This is a genomic window from Nocardia sp. KT25-26 (assembly GCF_056627695.1).
On record NZ_CM152813.1, the window covers coordinates 811,518 to 828,583 of the forward strand.

Sequence of the window (17,066 nt, forward strand, 5' to 3'; positions counted from 1 at the left end):
CGGGTGGCCCGGCCTCCGGCCGTTCGGGCCGCCGGGATCAGGCGGTGGCCGGGATGCGGAGCCGTTCGGCCAGCTCGTTGAAGATGTAGAAGTTGGGGATGGTGCACAGCGGGGCCAGCGATTCCCATCGGCCGCCCACTTTGACCCGCAAGGTGCCGCTCTGTGGGTCGATCCGCTGGATGTCTTCCCAGATGTAGAAGTCCTCGCGGTAGGTGAGGGCCTCCAGGCTGAGTGCGAAATCGCCGAAATGCACGGTCTCACCGTTGTCGATCGCAGTCACCGCCGGGGGCAGTTGGAATGAGGTGACCGCCGACTGGATCGCGCCGACCCATTCCGCGCCCCGGGCGAATTCGTGGTCGTCGATGCGGGCGAAGGTGCCGTCCGGTGCGGTCAGTTCCAGGAGGTACTCGACCTCCGCATTGCGCTGGAAGGGGATTTCCTCCTGCCGCACGGCCATATTCGCCCAGTGGAAGGCGACCACCGGTTCCTCCGGCCGGAAGACTGTCATGCCGTACTCGAACAGGTCGATCCGGGCGGTCCGGTTGCGTCGCTGCCGGAGCCCGCGCCACACCGCCAGCCCGGACGGGATGAGCCCGAGCGAGGCGGCGGCGAGGGCGCCGCCCAGGGCGCCGACCACGGCGCAGATCGCGCCGATCGTCAGCGCACCGCCGATCAGGATCCCGCAGGCGCGCACGAAAGTATCGCTCGGCGGGGCCGTTTGGAAGGTTTCCCGGTGGGTGCCGAGCTGTCGGTTTTCGGCCATGAGGTGTATCAATTGTGTCAACGGTATCCGGATCCGATGTTCGGCCCGGCCGTCCTCCGACCTTTTCGGAGTGCTCAATTGTCCCTCCACGAGCGGTGAATCTTCGCGGCGAAGACTATTCGACGCGGCTCGAAATCGCTACTGCACGCCCACCGGCGGCAACCGCGGGTGCGGCGGTTCATCATCTCCGCGGGTCGAGCAGGCGTTGCGCGGTGTGGATCAGGTGCGCGCGGTCGGCGTCGGACGCCGGTAGTTCGGCGGCACCGACCCGGGTGAGCTGGGTGAAGCCGTGGTACACGCTGACCGCGATCAATGCGCGGGCCCGGGCGGCCTCGGTATCCAGGCCGGTGGCCCGGAACTGTTCCGCCACATAGCCGATCCGGCGGTCGGTGACTCGGCGGAGCACCGCGGCCACCTGCGGGTGATCCGCGGAGGCCAGCAGGGCCAGTTCCACTCGGTCGTCCGCCGCGGCATAGCCGATGACCTCCGATATCAGTTGTGACAACCGGTCCACCGGGTCGTCGAGCCGGTCCAGGGCGGCGATGATCGCTTCGGTGTCCGCACGTTCCCAGCGGGCCAGGGCGGCGTCGATCAGCGCGGCGCGATCCTTGAAATGCCAGTAGAAGCTGCCCTTGGTGGTGCCGAGGCGCTTCGCCAGTGGCTCGACGGCGACGGCGGACAGGCCGCCTTCGCCGAGGGCGGCGAGGGCGGCCGCGGCCCAGTCGTCGGCGGTCAGCCTGCGTCCCGGTGTTCTCGCCGAATTCCGTTCTTCCTCTTGCGCCACCTCCGTACGGTACCGTACTGTCATCCATACGGTACCGTACGGACAGGGAGGTGGTACCGATGCTCAGAACCGAAATCACCGGAATTCCTGCGGGGGCGGCCTTGGCTCGCGCGGCGTTGCCCGACCCCGACTATGTCGACTCCTGCACTGTGCGGATCCCCGCCGGTGTGGTCGCCGACCCGGAAGAGTGGACCCGGGTGATGTTCTTCGGCAAGCCGTTCCCCGAGTTGTCCCGCGCCGAGCGGGAACATCTCACCGGCGAGCAGATGTCGATGCTGGACTTCGTGGCCTCGACGCTGCTCACCGACCACACCGTCACCTTGACCACTGTCATCCGCTATCGAAACCGCTTCGGGCCGGTCTATTTCGGCCTGGTGCGGCCGGTGCATCGGCTGCTGGTGCCCTGGATGGTGCGGCGCGCGGTCCGGCGGCTCGGGCATGCGTAGCGGCCTGCCGCCTGGGCAGCAGCCGGACCGGCTGCTCCGGTTCGGACTGCCGCAATTCGCGGTACCGCGCCCGGTCGCCGATTCCGGTCACCGCCTGGTGGTCGGCGGGGTGGTGCGCCGACCGGCTCAGATTCCCCTCGACCGGCTTCTCACCGGTCCCCGCCGGGAGCAGCGCAGCGACCTGCACTGCGTGACGACCTGGAGTGCGCTCGGGCTGTCCTGGGGTGGAGTTCGATTCGCCGACGTACACGAAATCCTGACCACCGAGGTGATCCCGCACCCGGACGCCGCGTGGGTCCGTTTCACCGGCCTGGACGGCTTCTGCAGCACCATGCTCCTCGCCGACGCGCTCGCCGCCGACGTACTCCTCGCCGACCGATTGGGCGACGCCCGGCTCACCGCGGACCACGGTGCCCCCGCCCGCATCGTCGCCCCCGCCCACTACGGCTACAAGAGCGTCAAACATCTGACCGCCGTCGACTACCTGCTCGCCTACCGCCCCGGCTCCGCGGGCTGGTACGAACACCCACGCGCCCGCGTCGCCCACGAGGAGCGCAGCCGTTACCTCCCCGGCCGCATCTACCGCCCGATCTGGCGCCGGACCATCGCGATGGGTCGGGCCCGCTACGCCGCGGTGGACCGGCGGCCGGAATCTTCGTTGTAGTCACACGGTCGCCGCGGTTGCCACCCGTCCCTGCTGTACCGTCCAGTCGTTCGAGTGGATTGTGCAAGGGCCGGTGGCGGTGCCCGTGGCGTCCAGGTGCACATCGCCGTCGCCCGAGTCGTGTGTGCCGCCGACGAACTGATCGCGCGGGTATCAGGAAAAGTACACGGAGGCGTGATGACCACCTACCGGATCAGTGTTTCGCGTGAGGATCGCCGGTGGATGATTCGCATCCCCCAGCTGGACGGATGAACGGCAACGTCGAGGGGCTCACCCAGGCCCGGCGGTACGCCGACATCGCCCAGGAGGCCACCGACTACGTCTGCACGGTCGCCGATGTGGCGCCGTCGACGGTGGAGCTCGATATCACGAGTACATGTAGATGACCCGGACGTGATAGCCCACAGCCGGGGATTGCGGCACCGACGTTTGCTCCGTCCAGGATGGCGGGAGTATCAGTCCCCGACGAACTCGATCGACAACTCCGGGGCTCCAGCCGATTGCAGGGCTCCCGGTGTGGCTGCGTCGAAAGCGGTGACAAGTGCCGGGACGACCGATTCGGGTACCCCTACCTCCAGACGATCCTCGGCCGCGGTGAGCGACAGCTTTTCAGCGGGAAAGAACTCGATGGCGGACCCGGTGCCGACGAGGGAGAACCCGCGGTGGTGGGCGAGCCGGCTCGGGAGAGATTCGGCGATGGTGGGCGCCGCAGCAGCCGAGATTCGGAGCACCGTGGTTCCGTCCGTGATATTCCAATCGGCCGTGGTCACGTCGAGATGCCCCAATCCGGAACCGTCGCGTTCGATCCCGGCCCGGACGGTCGCGGCGATCTCGGGATCGTCGAGGAGGCCCGCTCGAGTGACGTCGGTGACGAACAGCGGCATCCGCGGAGCCAGTACGTTCAACAGCTCACGGCTGCGCCACAGTTGTGCCACCCGGTACTCCTCGGCGGTGAGCCCGACCATCTGCCGGAACTCGACTCGCCCGTGCACGGTGTCGATACCCGGTAGCTCCGGATCGTTGGGGAAGACGATCGCCTCGATCGTGCAGGCGTCGTCGTCGGCCACGAGTGGACGACCGAGATTCGCATGGTCGCCTTCGCCGAACCATTTTCCCGAACCGTAGACGTACCGCGCCAGGTCCTGCATCAAGACCGCCGGCCAGACCGGCGGGTCGGACTCGTCCATGGCACGTGCGAGCCGGAAGGTGAATTCGAAGCCCCACCCGGATTCGTCCGGGTTTTCGGATTCCTTCTCGTACAGCTCGGTCATGCCGTAGCTGATGTAGTGCCAGTGCGGCACCGGCTCGGTGCGCAGGTAGGCGCTGATGCCGTCCAGCGGATCGGGGCCGCCGAGCCGATAGGAGATCATCGTGCCCCAGTGCGAGGGCGTCGTATCCGCGTAGATCGGGCGGAGGGCGTCATCTATGGCTGTCCAGCCGGGGGCTTCATCCACGGCGTAGACGCTAGCGGAAGGTGCTGACAAACAATGTGATTCGGTGTCGCGGCCGGGGGGCTCAGATGCCGGTGACTTCGGTGATCACGAAGGGGTCCGGGGTGCCCGGGCCCAGTGGGCCACCCTTGTCGAACTGGGAGGGGACCACGAGGGCGCGGTCGCCGGTGTGCACCATGGTGGTGGGGATGTCGAGGGCGGGATCGGTGAAGAGCTGGTCGCGGGTGGCGGTGGTGGCGTCCTCGTGCAGGGTCCAGCGAGACAGGGTGTTCTCGGTGTTGTGCACGACCCACAGGGTGTCGCCGCGTAGCGCCAGGCCGTCGCCGTGGCGGACGTCGCCGCCGGTCAGGTCCACTCGGCGGATCGGGTCGGTGGCCTCGGTGGAGAGGTCGATGCGGTACAGGTCCCCGGCGGTCATATCGACGGTGAGCAGATAGTCGCCGTCCTCGTCGGCGACGATGCCATTGAGGGTGAATTCGTCGGCGGCGTGCGGGCGCAGCGTATCGGCGAGCCGGTAGGCGACCTGCGGGGTGCCGCTGCCGGTCGCGACCATTTCCGGGGTGACGCGGTAGACCACCTCCCGGATGCTGTCGGTGAGATAGGCGGTTCCGTCGGGGGTGAAGTCGAGGTCGTTGACGAACATCGGTTCGTCGCCGGGAACGTCGAAGCGCGCCAGGGCTTCTCGGGTTGTGGTGTCGTAGACGACGACGCCAGTGGTGGAGTCGGTGACCCACAGACGTCCGGCAGGGTCGATGTTCAACCCGTTGGCGGTGTCGCGGCCGTCGGTCCCGGCCGGCAGGAACTCGTCGGCTGTCTCCGCGTCGGCGGTGGCCCGGTAGACGGCGCCGGTTTCGTAGGAGCCGACGTAGGTGGTTCCGGTTGCCGGATCCAGCGCGATTCCTTCGGGGTAGACGTCGGTACCCGGAATCCGGAAGGCGGTCTGCAGTTCCGGGGCCGAGTCTGCGGCCTCGTCGGTGCCGCATGCGACGGTCAGCGCGCCGACCGGTACCGCGAGGCAGGCGGCGAGGGTGCGTGTGGCGGTGCGTATGCGGTTCATCGGCCGACCCCTAGTAGTTCGTATTGCAATGATAATTTCGACACGAACGTATATTAGAAGTCTAATCATCGTCAAGGTCTATGTGATCGAACGGGCAGATAGCATTCCGGCATGACCTCGATGCCTCTCGCCGACCGTCTGGGCGGCTACATCAAACGCGCGGAACAAGCGTTGATGGCGGTGAAGACCGCGGCGGTGAAGCCGGCGGGGCTGACGGTCCCGCAATTCAGCGCGCTACTGGTGCTCGCCGAGAGTCCGGGGATCTCGGCCGCGGCGCTGGCGCGGCGGGTCGGCGTGACGGCGCCGACGATGAATACGGTGCTGGGCAATCTCCAGGAACGCGGCCTGGTCGAACGCACGCCGCACGAATGGCACCGCAATGTGCTGGAGACCCGGCTCACCGAGGCGGGCAGGGTGGCGATGGCGGCCGCCGACGAGCGGGCCTCCGCGGTGGAGCGGGCCCTGGCTGGGGAGTTCACCCCCGAGGAACTGGCGACGGTGAAGGCCCTGCTCACCCGGAGTGCGGAGTTCTTGGAAGGACTCCGCGACGAGCGGCGGTGAGTCGGCGGCTGCGGATATGGAAAGGGGCCCGCCGACTGCACGGCGGGCCCCGGGGGGAGGATCAGCGTTCGGCGGCGGCCTTGATCCGGCCGAGCGTTTCGTTCATCCCGCGCACCAGATCGGCCTCGAAGGACTGCTCGCCGCCGAGCAGTGCGTTGATGGCGGCGCGGATCGGTGCGGGCACGCCGGCGGGGGCCACCGTGCGGCGCTCGACCAGCTCGGTGCCGTCGCCGGTGGGGGTGAGGGTGTAGCTCCACACCGTGCGGTTCTCGTTCATCCGGAAGGCGAGTTCCTGATTCGGGGTGAACCGGACGATGCGGGAGCTGGTCGGCCAGACCTTCCATCCGTCCCGGTTCAGGTTGAGGGTGATCGCGCCCTCGCGGACGCCACCGAGCGCGGTCATCTTGATGCACTGCGGGCTGAACTCGGCCATCCGCTTCAGGTCCGACAGTACGGTCCAGACCTGCTCCGGCGGCGCGGCGATATCGATACGGGCCTCGAGGTTCTCCGGCAACGTTGCCTCCATGTCGTGTGACGCTCGGTTACAGGAATCATAGCCAGGGGTCGGGGCAGCTGCCCGGCGCGTACGCAAGCATCTGATACACTCTCGTTTCACAATATTCCCCGACAAGTCTTGGCCCAGCGCACAATGTGGGTGGATCATGCCTCATTTTGGTCGCCTGACCAGCGCAGATGAAAAAAGTGGAGTTTGTTCCTTTAAAATCACCCGAAGTCGCGCAGGGGTCGGTATCGTCCGAATCGGCAAATGGCCAGTGACAACGAAGTCACACCAGCACTACCTGGAGTCGCATCATGCAGTTCATTACCGATACGCAGACCGGATCCGCCGTTGACGGAGACCTTCTCACCTCGCTGCTGGGTCTGCTGACCAGCTCGCTCAGCACCGGTTCGGTGCAGGGGTCGGGCAACTGACCACGCAATAGCGAACTTTCGGCTAACGCGCGGTGAGCCGGACGGACGCAGGAAGGGCCCGATCCATGACGAGGGGATCGGGCCCTTCTGTATTGTCTGCCTCGATGTCACAGGATGCGAATACGGGACGCATGTATGCCGGACAGCCCGTAGAAGACCGGCAACGCCAGCGGCGTGCCCGCTTTCTGGAGTCGGGTCTGACCGTCTTCGCGCGCGACGGCTATGCCAACAGCTCGGTCGGCGCGATCTGCAAAGACGCCGGACTTTCCTCCCGGCAGTTCTATGAGGAGTTCACCGGCCGCGAATCCCTACTGCTCGAACTGTACGAACAGATCGACCGCGACTGCCGGGAGGCGGTTGCCGCGGCACTCGCCGACAAGGCCGACGCCGGTGCCCTGGAGATCATCGACGCCGCCGTGCGCGCCTACGTGGAGACCATCGGCAGCGACCCGCGCAAGGCCCGGGTCGCGCTCGTCGAGGTCGTCGGCGCCGGGCCGAAGGTGGAGAAGTTCCGGCTCGAGCTGCGCCGGGTCTGGGGCTCACTGCTCGCCGGTGCGGCAGAGGATGCCGCCATCCACGGCGAAATCCCGCCGGGTGACTACGATATGCGGGTCCTGGCGATCCTCGGCGCGGTCAACTATGTCGTGGACGATTGGTCCGGCAGTGATCCGCGGCCACCGCTCGACGACGTGATCCGGGTGCTCGCGCGGGTGATCATGGGCGCCGTCGGAGCCTGACGATGCCACGGGTGGAGACGATCCCGATCCAGGTGCCCGACGGCAGCACCTTCCCGGTCCGGCTGATTCCGGCACGTGGTCCGCATCGCCACCACATCACCCCGGACACTCCGCGCCCGGTGATCCTGATCGTGCCCGGCCTCGCGGTACCGGGTGAATACTATGAACTGTTCGGCACGACGCTGGCCGGGCGGGGCTTCGATGTGGCGATCGGGGAGATCCGGGGTAACGGGGCGAGCGTCCCGAAGCCCGGTCCGGCCAGCAGCTACGGCTATCAGGAACTGGTGTCGGTCGACTTCCCGGCGATGATGCAGGTGGTGCGGGACCGTTTTCCCGGCAGCACCCCGTATCTGCTGGGGCACAGCATGGGCGGCCAGCTTGCTGTCATGTACGCCGCCCGGGTGCGTGGCCGGCTGGGTGGGCTGATCCTGGTGGCCTCCGGCACCCCGTACTACCGCGGCTATCGCGGCCTGTCCGGCACCGGCCTCATGGTCGGCGGCGCGGCCATGGCTCTCACTCTCACTGGCGGTCTCGCCGCGGTCTGGCCGGGTGACCGATTCGCCGGCACCGGCTTCGGCCGCCAGTCCAAGGTGCTGATGTCGGACTGGGCGCGCCTCGCCCGCACCGGCCGCTTCGTCCCGGTCGGCGCCGATATCGACTACGAAGAACGGATCGCCCGACTCAAACTGCCGACCCTGTCGATCACGATGTCCGGCGACGAGTTCGCGCCGGCGGCCGCGGTGGACCACCTGGTGGCCAAGCTGCCGAACGCCCGGCTGACCAGGTGGACCCAGCCGCAGCCGCTGGGGCACAACGGCTGGATCACCGACCCGGTCTCGACCGTGGACGAAATCGAGAAGTGGCTACGTGGTTGACGCGACCTTTGATTCGTCCATCAGCAGCTGGGTGAAGAACTCGTAGACCAGCGCGGCTTGGAAGGCGGCCTGCTTGTTGTCGGCGGCGCCGGAGTGTCCGCCCTCGATGTTCTCGTGGTACCAGATGGTGCGGTCCTCCGATTCCAGCAGTGCCGCCATCTTCCGGGCGTGGCCGGGATGCACCCGGTCGTCGCGAGTCGAGGTGGCCAGCAGGATCGGCGGGTAGCTGCGGTCCCGGTCGGTGTTCTGGTACGGCGAATAGGCGCCCAGGTAGGACCACTCGTCCGGGTCGTCCGGGTCGCCGTATTCGGCGACCCAGGAGGCGCCGGCGAGCAGCAGGTGGTAGCGCTTCATGTCCAGCAGCGGTACCTGGCACACGATGGCGCCGAACAGCTCCGGGTAGCGGGTGAGCATCACGCCCATCAGCAGGCCGCCGTTGCTGCCGCCGACCGCACCCAGCTGTGCCGCGGTGGTGATTCCGCGCGTCACCAGGTCCCTGGCCACCGCGGCGAAATCCTCGAAGGCCTTGTACCGGTGTTCCTTCTGGGCCGCGGTGTGCCACTGCGGACCATATTCACCGCCACCGCGGATATTGGCCACCACGTAGGTTCCGCCGCGCTCCAGCCAGGCCATTCCGGTCGCGCCCAGATAGCCCGGGGTGCGGGAGATCTCGAACCCGCCGTAGCCCGACACGATGGTCGGACCGGGGGTCCCGGCCAGGTCCCGGTGCCGGACCACGAAATACGGAACCCGGGTGCCGTCGTCGGATTCGGCGAAGAACTGCTCGGTCTCGATCCCCGCGGCGTCGAAGTAGGCGGGTGCCTGCTTCAACAGGGTCGCCGGTGTGCCGACGGAACCACTGAGCAGCGTGCTCGGGGTGGTGAAACCGCTGGTGCTCAGCATGAATTCGTCGCCGCCCTCGAGTGGGTCGAGATTGGTGATCGCGGTGGTGGCCATCGGCGGGGTATCCGGCAGCGGCTCGCGCGCCCAGCCGTCCGCACCCGGAGTCAGCACCTCGAGCCGGGTCTGCACATTGTGCAGGGTGGTCAACAGCAGGTGGTTCTCCGTCCAGCCGAACGAATGCAGCGAGGTGTCCGCATCCGGGGTGAACAGGGCCTCGAAGTCGCGCCCGCCGGTGAGGAAGGCCGGCAGATCGGTGACCAGCAGGCTGCCACCCGGATGGGTGGTCTCGCCCAGCTGCCACGGGGTCTTCGGCCGAACCAGCAGCCAGTCCTTGTACCAGGACACATCCGCATCGGTGGGAATGTCGAGTTGCTGCCAGGCGCCGTCGGCGTCGCGCAGGTAGACCTCCTCGTTGAAGAAGTCGGTGGCGCGGGCCGCGAAGTGCCGCTCGTAGCCGGGGTGGCGGCTGTAACCGGCGCCGATCGAGACGTCACCGGTCTCGCCCTCGAACACGGTCTCGGCGTCGGCGAGCTCGGTACCGCGCCGCCAGATCTTCGCGATCCGCGGATACCCCGAATCGGTGAGCGAGCCCGGCCCGAAGTCCGTGCCCACGTACACGCTGTCGATATCGATCCAGCTGATCCGGGACTTGGCTTCGGGCAGGTAGTAGCCGCCGTCCTCGGCGGCGATGAACTCCCGGGTGGTCAGGTCGAACTCGCGGACCACGGTGGCATCGGCGCCGCCGCGCGACAACCGGATCAGTGCCCGGGTCTGTTCCGGGCGCAGAACCGACGGGCCCGCCCAGACCCAGTTCTCGTCCTCTTCGGCGGCCAGCGCATCCAGGTCGAGCAGGACATCCCAGTCCGGGTCCTCGGTGGCGTACTCGGCGAAGGTGGTCCGCCGCCACAGGCCGCGCGGGTGCTGCGCATCCTTCCAGAAGTTGTACAGCCACTGGCCGCGCCGGCCCGGGAAGGCGATCTTGGTGTCGTCGTCGAGCATGTCCAGGATGCGGCGCTGCAGCTCGCGGAAACGCTCCGATTCGGCGAACCGCTCGGTCACCGCCGCATTGCGTTCCCGAGCCCAGTCGAGCGCTCGCTCGCCGGTGACATCTTCGAGCCATAGGTAGGGATCGGTCACATTCTGCTCAACACCGCTCATGCCCACATTGTTGCCGAATGATCGCAGATTGTTATCGGCGCCTCACCAACGGTGCGCGACGTCCACCACCACCCGGGAGCCGTCACCCGGCCCATCCAGCGTGAACACCCGCATCGGCAGTCGGCCGCGGACGCCCAGGCCGATCGTGGTCTGGCCTTCGAAGCTGCCCGCCCAGGCGGCCTGCCGGAAGGTGTCGTATCCGGTGACATCGATCAGTTCGCGACGGTTCGGTGGGTGGTAGGTGTCCCGCCAGTCCGCGTCATAAGCCGGTGCGTTCACGATCACCCGCAGGTCGGCACCGCCCCGCAGCGGTACCGGATGCCCGGAACCCTGGGCCCGCACCTGGTCGACATAGCTGACCAGATACCCGGGCTCCGGACCGGCGACATCCACCACCAGCCGGTCGAAGCAGGCGTGCCGGCCGGACCGGATGTTGTCGATGCTTCCGCTGGAGTAGGTGCCGTCCGCTTTTTCCAGCGAGCCCCAGTAGATCCCGCAGAAGGGTTCGGAGTCCGCCCCGGCGGGCGCGAGGGACAGGCCGAAGGAAGCTGCCAGAGCAGCGCATAGTACGAGGACGCGACGCATGTCGCACCGCCTAACACAGTAGAACGTGAGTGTATGTACTTGGTGAATCGCGCATTTCGGGCACGGCGTTAATCATCTGCGGATCTCCGGTACAGCACGACTCGGCGACGCTGCGGCCGCAATCCGGTCGCGGCGGCATACCGCAGCGTGCCCCGTCCCGGGCCCGGCGGCGGCGCCTACGATGGCTGGATGGCGCACTACCTGTGGGAACAGCATTGCTGCCTGCCGTTGCAGCCGGATGCACATATCGCCGAGCTGGCGCGTTATCCGGCCGGGTCGTATGTGTCGGTGAATGTCGGATACGCGCCGCAGACGACGGCGGATTCGGTGGCGCTGGCGCGCCGGTTCCGGGCACAAGCCGGGGCCGACCCGCGGTTCCGGCTGGTGGACACGGCCGCCGAGTCCGGCGCGACGGAGACCATCGAGCTGGCCTTCGATCTGGAGGACGCCGGTCCACTGGGTGGTGACCTGGACAACGTGGCGATGTTCCACGAGCTCGGGGTGCGTTCGCTGGCGCCCACCTACAACCATGCGAATGCGGCCGGTGGTGGATGCCTGGACAGCTCGGACACCGGACTCACCGGCTACGGCCGGGATCTGCTGCGGCGGCTGGACGAGGTCGGAATGTTCGCCGACGGCTCACACTGTTCCCCGCGCACCGGCCTGGATCTCGCCGAACACGCCGCCGGACCGATGATCTACAGCCATTCCAATTTCGCTGCCCGGTGGCCGCATCCGCGCAACATCACCGACGATCAAGCCCGCGCCTGCGCCGGAACCGGCGGGGTGATCGGCATCAACGGCGTGGGAATCTTCCTGGGCTGCAACGGCCGCCACGATCGTGCCGCCCGGATAGCGGCCATGGCCGATCACATCGTGTACGGCGCCGACCTGGTCGGCATCGAGCACATCGGAATCGGCTCGGACTTCTCCTTCGACGGCGACCAATTCAACGCCGAGATCGCCACCAACCCGGCGAACTTCTCCGAGGACTACACCAAATGGGGCCCATTGCAGTGGGTTCCGCCGGAGGACCTGCTGGGTGCAGCCGCCATCCCCGGCCTGGACGAAGCCCTGGCCGCCAGAGGCCTCACCGAAACCGACCGTGCCGCCGTCTTCGGCGGCAACTTCGCCCGAGCCGCCCAGGAAATCCGAGGATTCCGGTGAGGGAGCTGTGGTGGCGGTGGCTACTCGGCCGATGCCGCCACCACAGCTCCCGCACCTGCTCAATCCGCCAGGTGGACGAGCATCTTGCCGGTGTTGGCGCCGGACAGGACGCCCAGGAAGGCGGCGGGGGCTTGGTCCAGGCCTTGGTAGATGGTTTCGCGGGTTCGGATGGTGCCGTCGGCGAGCCAGGCGGCTGCTTTGCCGATGTATTCGCCGAAGCTGGGGAAGAAGCTGCTCACGAGCATGCCCCGCAGGGACAGTTCCTTCGTGGTGGCGAGGTACAGGTCGGGCGTGGACTGCCCGGTGTCACCGTTGTAGCCGCTGATCGCGCCGACGAGGGCGATTCGGCCGTGCGGGTTCATCGACTCGATGGCCGCTTTCAGATGGTCGCCACCGACGCTGTCCAGGTAGACGTCGATTCCGTCGGGCGCCGCCGCGTTCAGCTGTCCGGCCAGATCGCCGGCTCGGTAGTCGACGGCCGCATCGAACCCGAAGTCCTGGCGCAATGCCGCTGTTTTGGCCGGGCCGCCGGCCGATCCGATCACCCTGCCGGCCCCGAGCGCGCGGGCGATCTGCCCGGCGACGCTGCCGACCGCGCCCGCCGCGGCGGAGACGAACACGGTGTCACCCGGCCGTACCGGCGCGATCTCGGTCAGCGCCGCATAGGCGGTCAGTCCGGTGGTTCCTAGGGCACCCAGATAGTGCTGCGGGGCAGCAAGTTCCGGGTCGACGGGGGTCGCGGCCGCCGCGTCGACCACCGCGTGTTCCCGCCACCCGGCGAAATGGGAGACGGTGGTGCCCACCGGAACATCGTCGGCGCGGGAGGCGATCACCTCGCCGACCGCCGAGCCCTCCAGCGGGGCATCGAGCTGGAAGGGCGGGATGTAGGACGGTTTGTCGTCCATGCGTCCCCGCATGTACGGGTCGACCGACATCCAGGTGTTGCGGATGAGCACCTGCCCGGCGCCGAGCTCGGGCAGCGGGCGCTGCACCATGGCGAAATCGGCCGCGACCGGAGCGCCCTGTGGTCGGCGGGCCAGGTGGATCTCACGGGTCGTCGTCGGCAGTGCGATGCTGTGGACGGTATCTGCGGTCCGGTTCTGCGACATCTCGCCACTCCTGAATCTCGGTGTTCACCAGCTGTTTCGCTGCGGTGATCACCACGCTATGAGTGTCGGAGCCACCGTCCCAGGTCCGGACGCGACACCACCCGGTCCATACGCGGCGCGCTCGTTCCGGTGCGCCCGCACCTCGGCCCTTCGGCGACGCCTTCGTCGCGAGAGTAGCGGTGGGCCAGGCTGCGTGTCGGCCTCCTCGGTGGTCGTCGGTGGCGTTCCGGTCCGTGTGTAGCGCGTTCGTTCCGGTGCGCCGCACCCCGGGCCTTCGGCGACGCCTTCGTCGCGGGAGTAGCGGCGGACCCGGCTACGCATCGGCCTCCGTGGCGTGCCGTCGTCGACGTCCCGGTTCCTGCGCGACGCGTTCGTTCCGGTACGGCCGGAGCCCGGCCGTTCGGGGCCGCCTTCGTCGCGGGAGCGGCGGTGGACCCGGCTGGGTGTCGGCCGCTTCAGCGTGCCGTCGGCGACGTCCCCGTCCAGCGGCGATATGCCTTGCGGAAGGCGCGGTCGTCGGCGAAGCCCAGCCGGTCGGCGATCCGCGCGGTGGTCAGCTCGCCCCGGTCGAGCAGGGTCGTCGCCCGGTGGTAACGGGCCCGGTCGAGCTCGTCGCGCCAGGTGGTGGCGTGTTCGGACAGGCGCCGTTGCAGGGTGCGTGGGCTGAGAGCCAGTCGGTCGGCGACGGCGGACAGGGATGGGGCGCCCGCGTCCAGGACCGCATCGAGGGCGTGCCGGAACATGTCGAGCGGACCGGGGATCGGCCGGGCAGCGGCCAGGGCCAGCTCGGCATGGCTGCGCAGCACGCCGGCCAGGGCAGGGTCGGCGTGTGGGAGTGGCCGGTGCGCATCATCGGCGGTGAAGGTGATCGAATCGGCGGGCGCGTCGAATTCGATCCGGTCGGTGCCGAACGCACTGATCAGCATCGACCGGTCGGCCGGGGCGGAATGGCCGAAGGTCACCGCGCGGGGTACCACCGGCCGGCCGGTCGCCTCGCGGGCGCGGCGCAGGTAATAGGCGAGGACGTATTCGTTGACCACTGCGGCCACCCGTGGGTCGCCGGCCGTGGTCCGGTATCCGACGGTCAGCTCGCCGTCGTCGCGCAACTCGAAGCCTTCGGCTGCGGCGGTGATCAGCCGGTGGTAGGGCTGGGCGCTGCGCAGCGCCTCCGCGAGTGTCGGACCGTTCGTGACCAGGTAGTCCCAGGTGGTCAGGGTACCCAGAGTGGCGGCCTCGGCCACCGCGATACCGGCCCCCGCCCCGGGCCGCGCCACCGCGATCAGCTCCCACAGCCGGATGAGGGAGGCGAGTGGAAGCCGGTTCAGTTCGCCGCCGAGCACATCCGCGCTCAACCCATCGATGCCCCGCAATCGCTCACCCGGCACCCCGGCACGCCGCGCTTCGGTCAGCACCAGTCTGGTGAGCTGGGTCGATGTGGTTCCGGCGAGCCGGTCCGGTTCGGCCCCCGGAGCCGGTGCCGAACCGGCGGAGTCGATCACAGGCACAGACCGACCCTAGGCACCGGTCCGCTCGGTGGGAACACCTCACTGATGGGTGGGACGGGTGGGTGAACTGCCCGCAACGGAGTTAGGCTCGGTGCCGTGACTTCCCACTACGATGTCGTCGTTCTCGGTGCAGGTCCCGGCGGTTACGTCGCCGCGATCCGCGCCGCTCAACTCGGCCTGCGAACAGCGATCGTCGAGCAGAAATACTGGGGTGGCGTGTGCCTGAACGTGGGCTGCATCCCGTCCAAGGCGCTGCTGCGTAACGCCGAACTCGCCCATATCTTCCACAAGGAAGCCAAGACCTTCGGTATCTCCGGTGACGTGAGCTTCGATTTCGGCGCCGCGTACGACCGCAGCCGCAAGGTCGCCGACGGACGCGTCAAGGGCGTCCACTTCCTGATGAAGAAGAACAAAATCGACGAGTTCGACGGTTTAGGCAGTTTCACCGGCCCGAACTCCCTCGATGTCGCGCAGACCTCGGGTGGCACCGAGTCGATCACCTTCGACAATGTGATCATCGCGACCGGCACCGAGACCAAGCTGCTGCCGGGCACCGCGCTCAGCAAGAACGTGGTCACCTACGAGGAGCAGATCCTCACCCGCGACCTGCCCGGATCGATTCTGATCGTCGGCGCCGGCGCGATCGGCATGGAGTTCGCCTACGTCCTGAAGAACTACGGCGTGGACGTGCGGATCGTCGAGTTCCTGGACCGGGCGCTGCCCAACGAGGACGCCGACGTCTCCAAGGAGATCACCAAGCAGTACAAGAAGCTCGGCATCACCATCACCACCGGTGCCGCCGTACAGTCCATCGACGACGACGGCGCCAAGGTGACCGTCCAGATCAAGGACAACAAGTCCGGCACCGTCGAGACCGTCACGGTGGACAAGGTGCTGCAGGCCGTCGGCTTCGCCCCGCGGGTGCAGGGCTATGGCCTGGAGAACACCGGCGTGCAGCTGGACAACCGCGGCGCGATCGCCATCGACGAGTACATGCGCACCAATGTGCCGCACATCTACGCCATCGGTGATGTCACCGCGAAGCTGCAGCTTGCGCACGTCGCGGAGGCGCAGGGTGTGGTGGCCGCCGAGACCATCGGCGGGGCCGAGACCATGACCCTCGGTGACTACCGGATGATGCCGCGCGCCACCTTCTGCCAGCCGCAGGTCGCCAGCTTCGGCCTCACCGAGGAGCAGGCCCGGGACGAGGGCTACGACGTGCAGGTCGCAACCTTCCCGTTCACCGCCAACGGCAAGGCGCACGGCCTGGCCGACCCGGTCGGCTTCGTCAAGCTCATCGCCGACAAGACGCACGGTGAACTGATCGGTGGCCACCTGATCGGCCCCGATGTCTCCGAGCTGCTGCCGGAGCTCACCCTCGCCCAGAAGTGGGATCTGACCGTCAACGAGGTGGCCCGCAACGTGCACACCCACCCGACGCTGAGCGAAGCTCTGCAGGAGGCCGTCCACGGCCTGGCCGGCCATATGATCAACTTCTGATACCCGTGGTCGGGGTGCTCGGTGCCACCGGGCACCCCGACTGCGCTTCGGACCCCTGCAGCGGACGTCGGCCACGAGCTCGTCCCATGAGCGCACTTCGTGACGAGCTGCATGCGTCGATCGAGCACCTGACGTCCAGGTCGATGCGGTCCTTGTCGCGTCCGGCGGGTCCCCGTCGCCGCGGTCGGTCGGCAACGCCGGTCGGAGCGGACGCACGGCGTCGCCGATGCCGACGAAAAGCTGAGTAAGCTGCGGTTGTGACCTTGTTCGATGCGGACCTTGCCGTCACCGGCGCCTTTTCCGTCCGGTGATTCTTCGATCAGCGCGGCCTGCCGGGGCGTTCCGTTCCGGTGCTCTCGTCGGGGCCGTCATCGCTGTGCTGGTGATCGGGACCGGTCTGTTCGTTGATTCGGTGATGGTCCGCCGGGACGTGACGCAGGTTTTCACGCAGCCGGCCGGCGTCGAGTACCGCGACGGCCGGACCCACTATGCCGGGGTTGTCGAGCGGCGCAGCTGGTTGCTGGGCCGCCGCCTCGCCGACGAGGTGGCCGTGGGTAGCGATCCGAGCCTGTCGTACCGCCATGTCGTCACGCTGCGCACCGGTGCCGACCTGGTGGTCCGCGATGTCGAATGGTCGGCCGACGAGCTACGGCTGCGATTCGAATCCGGGCACGGCCTATCGATCCCGGCCTCGGCGTTCACGGGCGGTCGCTGACAGGTCCGGGGTCTCGGCGGAATGCGCGGTCCGCAGGAGCGGTTTCGACGCCTCCGCCTCGACTCACCGGCCGTCCGGCGTGTGGTTTTGACCTATCGACCTGCTTGGCGCATGATCTAGCTCACTCCAGGTGTGTCCTGTGCATAGTTCGAC

General features: G+C 67.9%; 18 protein-coding genes. 9 read left to right on the plus strand and 9 right to left on the minus strand.

Translation table 11 applies throughout. The features are described from left to right. Positions 1–37: 37 nt before the first annotated feature. Together AC1HFH_RS03710 and AC1HFH_RS03715 are read right to left on the minus strand one after the other, a co-directional pair. Positions 38–763, minus strand: a complete 726-nt coding sequence (locus AC1HFH_RS03710; protein ID WP_480246031.1) for a DUF6585 family protein — start codon at positions 761–763, stop codon at positions 38–40. Positions 764–944: 181 nt separating this feature from the next. Next, complete coding sequence (locus AC1HFH_RS03715; RefSeq protein ID WP_480246032.1) at positions 945–1,547, minus strand: TetR/AcrR family transcriptional regulator; 603 nt, start codon at positions 1,545–1,547, stop codon at positions 945–947. Between the two features lie 59 nt (positions 1,548–1,606). Between AC1HFH_RS03715 and AC1HFH_RS03720 the strand changes: the two genes are divergently transcribed. The 3 genes from AC1HFH_RS03720 (at position 1,607) to AC1HFH_RS03730 (ending at position 3,043) form a co-directional block, all read left to right on the plus strand. Continuing rightward, the gene (locus AC1HFH_RS03720; RefSeq protein WP_480246033.1) at positions 1,607–1,993 is read left to right on the plus strand and encodes a DUF2867 domain-containing protein; all 387 of its coding nucleotides are present in this window, start codon (positions 1,607–1,609) and stop codon (positions 1,991–1,993) included. Next, complete coding sequence (locus AC1HFH_RS03725; protein WP_480246034.1) at positions 1,986–2,657, plus strand: molybdopterin-dependent oxidoreductase; 672 nt, start codon at positions 1,986–1,988, stop codon at positions 2,655–2,657. Before AC1HFH_RS03720 ends, AC1HFH_RS03725 begins: the two co-directional genes overlap by 8 nt. A 218-nt stretch (positions 2,658–2,875) precedes the next feature. Then, positions 2,876–3,043, plus strand: coding sequence for a hypothetical protein (locus AC1HFH_RS03730; protein WP_480246035.1), 168 nt, complete (start codon positions 2,876–2,878; stop codon positions 3,041–3,043). A gap of 69 nt (positions 3,044–3,112) precedes the next feature. On the opposite strand, the gene AC1HFH_RS03735 is transcribed toward AC1HFH_RS03730, so the two are convergent. Then, positions 3,113–4,111, minus strand: coding sequence for a suppressor of fused domain protein (locus AC1HFH_RS03735; RefSeq protein ID WP_480246036.1), 999 nt, complete (start codon positions 4,109–4,111; stop codon positions 3,113–3,115). Positions 4,112–4,172: 61 nt separating this feature from the next. Then, entirely contained in the window at positions 4,173–5,165 is a 993-nt protein-coding gene (locus AC1HFH_RS03740) for an SMP-30/gluconolactonase/LRE family protein (RefSeq protein ID WP_480246037.1), read from the minus strand. Positions 5,166–5,276: 111 nt separating this feature from the next. Between AC1HFH_RS03740 and AC1HFH_RS03745 the strand changes: the two genes are divergently transcribed. After that, a complete protein-coding gene (locus AC1HFH_RS03745; RefSeq protein WP_480246038.1) occupies positions 5,277–5,726 on the plus strand; it encodes a MarR family winged helix-turn-helix transcriptional regulator in 450 nt (149 codons plus the stop codon). Between the two features lie 61 nt (positions 5,727–5,787). On the opposite strand, the gene AC1HFH_RS03750 is transcribed toward AC1HFH_RS03745, so the two are convergent. Beyond that, on the minus strand, positions 5,788–6,240 hold the full coding sequence (locus tag AC1HFH_RS03750) for an SRPBCC family protein (protein WP_480247688.1): 453 nt from the start codon (positions 6,238–6,240) through the stop codon (positions 5,788–5,790). A gap of 523 nt (positions 6,241–6,763) precedes the next feature. Here AC1HFH_RS03750 and AC1HFH_RS03755 point away from each other — a divergent pair. Together AC1HFH_RS03755 and AC1HFH_RS03760 are read left to right on the plus strand one after the other, a co-directional pair. Further along, positions 6,764–7,396: a TetR/AcrR family transcriptional regulator gene (locus AC1HFH_RS03755; protein WP_480246039.1), complete on the plus strand. Its 633-nt coding sequence runs from the start codon at positions 6,764–6,766 to the stop codon at positions 7,394–7,396. 11 nt (positions 7,397–7,407) lie between these two features. Beyond that, positions 7,408–8,271, plus strand: a complete 864-nt coding sequence (locus AC1HFH_RS03760; protein WP_480247689.1) for an alpha/beta hydrolase family protein — start codon at positions 7,408–7,410, stop codon at positions 8,269–8,271. On the opposite strand, the gene AC1HFH_RS03765 is transcribed toward AC1HFH_RS03760, so the two are convergent. Both AC1HFH_RS03765 and AC1HFH_RS03770 read right to left on the minus strand, forming a co-directional pair. Beyond that, positions 8,260–10,332, minus strand: a complete 2,073-nt coding sequence (locus tag AC1HFH_RS03765; RefSeq protein ID WP_480246040.1) for a prolyl oligopeptidase family serine peptidase — start codon at positions 10,330–10,332, stop codon at positions 8,260–8,262. The two genes, AC1HFH_RS03760 and AC1HFH_RS03765, sit on opposite strands and share 12 nt — an antisense overlap. 42 nt (positions 10,333–10,374) lie before the next feature. Beyond that, the gene (locus AC1HFH_RS03770; RefSeq protein WP_480246041.1) at positions 10,375–10,917 is read right to left on the minus strand and encodes an AMIN-like domain-containing (lipo)protein; all 543 of its coding nucleotides are present in this window, start codon (positions 10,915–10,917) and stop codon (positions 10,375–10,377) included. Positions 10,918–11,106: 189 nt separating this feature from the next. Between AC1HFH_RS03770 and AC1HFH_RS03775 the strand changes: the two genes are divergently transcribed. Beyond that, positions 11,107–12,084 carry a dipeptidase gene (locus AC1HFH_RS03775; RefSeq protein ID WP_480246042.1) on the plus strand — a complete coding sequence of 326 codons (978 nt, stop codon included), beginning with the start codon at positions 11,107–11,109 and terminating at the stop codon, positions 12,082–12,084. Between the two features lie 59 nt (positions 12,085–12,143). On the opposite strand, the gene AC1HFH_RS03780 is transcribed toward AC1HFH_RS03775, so the two are convergent. Both AC1HFH_RS03780 and AC1HFH_RS03785 read right to left on the minus strand, forming a co-directional pair. After that, positions 12,144–13,193, minus strand: coding sequence for an NADP-dependent oxidoreductase (locus AC1HFH_RS03780; RefSeq protein WP_480246043.1), 1,050 nt, complete (start codon positions 13,191–13,193; stop codon positions 12,144–12,146). A 455-nt stretch (positions 13,194–13,648) separates the two neighbouring features. Continuing rightward, positions 13,649–14,698 (minus strand): AraC family transcriptional regulator, encoded by a 1,050-nt coding sequence (locus AC1HFH_RS03785; RefSeq protein ID WP_480246044.1) that lies wholly within the window; start codon positions 14,696–14,698, stop codon positions 13,649–13,651. Between the two features lie 96 nt (positions 14,699–14,794). Here AC1HFH_RS03785 and lpdA point away from each other — a divergent pair, with 96 nt between their 5' ends. After that, positions 14,795–16,198 carry a dihydrolipoyl dehydrogenase gene (gene lpdA / locus AC1HFH_RS03790; protein WP_480246045.1) on the plus strand — a complete coding sequence of 468 codons (1,404 nt, stop codon included), beginning with the start codon at positions 14,795–14,797 and terminating at the stop codon, positions 16,196–16,198. 382 nt (positions 16,199–16,580) lie between these two features. Then, positions 16,581–16,913, plus strand: a complete 333-nt coding sequence (locus tag AC1HFH_RS03795; protein ID WP_480246046.1) for a hypothetical protein — start codon at positions 16,581–16,583, stop codon at positions 16,911–16,913. The last annotated feature ends 153 nt before the right edge of the window (positions 16,914–17,066 follow it).

Excerpts from the sequence above, each read along its gene's own strand:
- AC1HFH_RS03780 (WP_480246043.1), bottom strand. The coding sequence starts at position 13,193 with ATGTCGCAGAACCGGACCGCAGATACCGTCCACAGCATCGCACTGCCG.
- AC1HFH_RS03740 (WP_480246037.1), bottom strand. The coding sequence starts at position 5,165 with ATGAACCGCATACGCACCGCCACACGCACCCTCGCCGCCTGCCTCGCG.
- AC1HFH_RS03765 (WP_480246040.1), bottom strand. The coding sequence starts at position 10,332 with ATGAGCGGTGTTGAGCAGAATGTGACCGATCCCTACCTATGGCTCGAA.
- AC1HFH_RS03745 (WP_480246038.1), top strand. The coding sequence starts at position 5,277 with ATGACCTCGATGCCTCTCGCCGACCGTCTGGGCGGCTACATCAAACGC.
- AC1HFH_RS03725 (WP_480246034.1), top strand. The coding sequence starts at position 1,986 with ATGCGTAGCGGCCTGCCGCCTGGGCAGCAGCCGGACCGGCTGCTCCGG.
- AC1HFH_RS03720 (WP_480246033.1), top strand. The coding sequence starts at position 1,607 with ATGCTCAGAACCGAAATCACCGGAATTCCTGCGGGGGCGGCCTTGGCT.
- AC1HFH_RS03755 (WP_480246039.1), top strand. The coding sequence starts at position 6,764 with ATGTCACAGGATGCGAATACGGGACGCATGTATGCCGGACAGCCCGTA.
- AC1HFH_RS03775 (WP_480246042.1), top strand. The coding sequence starts at position 11,107 with ATGGCGCACTACCTGTGGGAACAGCATTGCTGCCTGCCGTTGCAGCCG.
- AC1HFH_RS03710 (WP_480246031.1), bottom strand. The coding sequence starts at position 763 with ATGGCCGAAAACCGACAGCTCGGCACCCACCGGGAAACCTTCCAAACG.
- AC1HFH_RS03770 (WP_480246041.1), bottom strand. The coding sequence starts at position 10,917 with ATGCGTCGCGTCCTCGTACTATGCGCTGCTCTGGCAGCTTCCTTCGGC.